The sequence below is a fragment of the Stenotrophomonas capsici genome (assembly GCF_034961085.1).
GTDB classification, from domain to species: Bacteria; Pseudomonadota; Gammaproteobacteria; order Xanthomonadales; family Xanthomonadaceae; genus Stenotrophomonas; species Stenotrophomonas capsici.
Genome location: NZ_JAYFUH010000236.1, coordinates 1 through 3,157 on the forward strand (window position 1 = coordinate 1; position 3,157 = coordinate 3,157).

Consider the following 3,157-nt stretch of genomic DNA (forward strand, 5'->3'; position numbering starts at 1 on the left):
GTGCGGCCGCGTTGCCCACCACGTCTTCGGCGAAGTCGTCACCGAGTACATGCGTGCCGATATCGGCATGGGCGGGGAGGGCATCCGGACGGACATGCAGGTTGCTGCCGCGCGCATCCGGATGTGTGGCTTTGAGGACGTGGGTAACGGCCTGGATCTGGCCCACCCGGCGGGCGGCATCCGCCAGCCAGGTGCCGTACTCGTACTTCCCGGCGGTGTCGCCTTCTTCTTCCTTGCCTTTCAGCTTGGCGTCCCGCCGGGCTTCGATGAAGCGGGTGATTGCTTCACGGAATTCCTTTCCTCGATCTGTCAGTTCTGCCACCAACCATCTCCTTTGTTGATGAATCTGCTTCCGGCTGTTTAGCGCATCCTTGTATCAACGGCTGAGACGGCCGCTACTTGATGCGTCATGCGGTGAACCCCAACAGCGGATGCCACCGCCAGCCCGTCGGGCTGTCAGGAACCTCCACCGTGGTGAAGCGTTGGGCGCAGTGGTCCAGGGAGTCGCCGGAATGGGCGGCCTGGTCTTCCAGCAATGCCATCAGGTCAAACCTTCCCCAAGGGCTGATGCCGGGACCCACGTGGAGCGTGACATCGGTGCGCAGGCTCTGGTCGATCAGGATCCGCTGGGAATCGGCGTGCCGGCTGGCCGCTTCCTCGACACGATGCAGGCGCAGCCGTTCGCCATCCTCTTCGGGCAGGAACACCAGCGTGGTCATCTGCAGCGTCTGCTGACGGAAGGGTTGCTGTTGGGGGAGCACACCGATCAATGCGGCGTGGGGGTACTTCCAGCCCACGAAGGCCTGGTCCTGGTCGATCGCAGCCAATGGCCCGTCCGTCAGTGCGCGTTGCGGCAATAGGCTGAGTGCGGTGCGTGCCTGCTCCAGGTCGCTGAGGCTCAGACGCGTCTTCCATTCATTGGAGGGCCGGGGCTGGATGCGGGGCAGGGCATTGAGGGGGTCCAGTTCGCCTGGACGCAACAGATCGGCAAGCCGATGGCTGCTCAGCTGCAGGCGTTTCCGGCCTGGGTAGAGCCCTGCCTTCTCATAGCCGGGGCGCAGGAATGCCGGTTTGTCGGCCTGCGCATTGGCGAAGTGGCGCAGGTTGGTGTCAAACACCAACAGGTTCGGTTCCGCCGGTGGTTGGCCGCGATGGCGCTGCACCCGCCCGGCCAACTGGATCAGCGAGCGCAGGGAGGAAGGCTCGGCTACTGCCCAATCCGCATCCCAGTCACGGCCCACTTCGCAGACGGGCGAAGCCAGTACGACAAAAATGTGCCGAGGCTCCGGGTGGGCATCCAATGCACTGCGGATGGCGGGTTGCTGGAAAACAGCATTGGCGTCGCCGCGGCGATTGAACGCAGCGTCCAGCATGGCTTCGATCGCAGAGCGCTGCAGCAGCGGGAAGCGGGCGTGGTAGACGCACAGATGGATGCGGACACCCTCGGGCGCGCCTTGCGCATACAGCGCCTGGGCGACCTCAAACAACGGGCCGATGTTGGCCATGCGTACAAGACCGAAGCTGGCCTGCTTGCCGCTGGCCGGGTCGACCTGATGGTGCGCGTCATGGAGCCTCAGGCAGGCATCACGAACATGCGGCGCGAATTCGGCGTGCTGCTGCTCGCGCCGTTTGGCTTTGATGGCCAGCGGCAGCAGTTGTGCGCGGCGTGGTGGCACAGCCTTGCGCAGCTGGGTTGCCCGTCGTTCGACAAATTGCAGGTGTTGGTACTCGAACGTCTTGCCATCCACCTGGGCCACCTGTACGCCGTATTCGTCGGTCCACAAACATGGGATGTCGGCTTCGATGTTGGCTGCCCCGGGTTCGCCCCGGTTCTGCCGATACAGACGCCGACCCGCGCAATAGGCCAGGTACATGCCGGTGACCAATGAGGGCGGCAGTGTGGCCGAGGACAACACCACGCGGCTGCCGAGCATGCCTGCCCAGTGCACCAACCGGGCAAGGGCGGGCATGTCGTTGAGGTCGTAGTCGTCCAGCTCGTCCAGCACCAGGTCCGCGCTCATCAGGCGCAGCATGGGGGCGATCTGGCGCCCCGCGCGTAGCGACTCGGTTGCCGGCACCATGTGGTCCACCGTGCACACCAGCAGAGGCGCGGACAGCAGGTTGCGAATGTCGGGGTCGTGCAGGGCACGCGAAAGCAGGGGATGTTGGCTGGTGTTGCCTTCATAGAGGATGTGGCTGTCTTCCTCGATCAGGTCCTGGATGGACGCCGAGCCGGAAGCCTCCGCCTGCTGCTCGTGGTACTCGAACAATGCCCGGCTTGCCGAGCCGCCCACGCGGATGGCCAGTTCGTCGTCGCGTAGATGCAGATCGTTGCGATAGCTGCGGCCCGTCTGCAAGGTGAGGGTGCGCAGGCCCAAGGCGTAGGTGGCGCGCATGCCGCGCTGCGGGTCACTGAGGGCATACAGAATGCGCGCGTTGGCCAAGGTCTTCCCACAGCCGGTGGAAGCCATGTTGATGATGAATCCACCGCGTTTCAGGCATTCCTCGCGCAGCCCTGCTGCCGCATCGGCGGCTTTGTCCTGCCAGGCGAATCTTGGATGTGCACTACGCTTGCGCAGGCCACGGTGGTTGGCCAGGCACGGCAGGTGCCGCTCGAAGCCCGGCAGGGCGTGGGCGACCAGACCTGCATCGCGAGTGACGCCGAGCAGGTGTTCCAGCAAGGTCTGTTTGAGCTTCCCTTGTTTGTCGGTGTTGGCATGCAAGGGACTGTCGGTGTGGACCTGCACGCGCTCGGGTGCGTCCGATGAAAGGCTGGAATAGTGATGATCGGCCAGCATCAAGCTCAGGCGCGCAAGGTGCATCACATAGGGGTTGTCCAGCCATCGACGGTCTCGATCGGGCAGTGCCTGAAGCCCTCCGGCGACACGGGCGGCCTGGCGTCGCCATTGCTTGTCGACCACGGGCAAGGGAGCGGCCGCTTGCCAGTACGGCAGCGCCTCCGCGTCGGTATGTGCTTGTGGAAGCTCATTCCACGTATGCCTGACCAGTGCCAGGGGCTCCTTGAGCCAGCGCTCATCCCAGTGGCTGGCACGCTGCCCAAGCCATTGCTGCGTCCCTTCGGCATTGAATGAGGGAATGACGGGGAGACGATGGTGGCTGACCACCAGCCAGGCCACCGCAGCTGCCAGCGGCGGAA

At 64.6% G+C, this 3,157-nt stretch carries 2 protein-coding genes; both read right to left on the reverse strand.

The genetic code is table 11. The features are described from left to right. Window positions 1-322: type I-F CRISPR-associated protein Csy1 (locus VA603_RS12065; RefSeq protein ID WP_323438990.1), on the reverse strand; the 322-nt coding region annotated here is incomplete at its 3' end. A gap of 85 nt (window positions 323-407) precedes the next feature. Continuing rightward, window positions 408-3,157, reverse strand: a 2,750-nt coding sequence (cas3f, locus tag VA603_RS12070; RefSeq protein ID WP_323438991.1) for a type I-F CRISPR-associated helicase Cas3f, incomplete at its 5' end; no start/stop codon positions are given.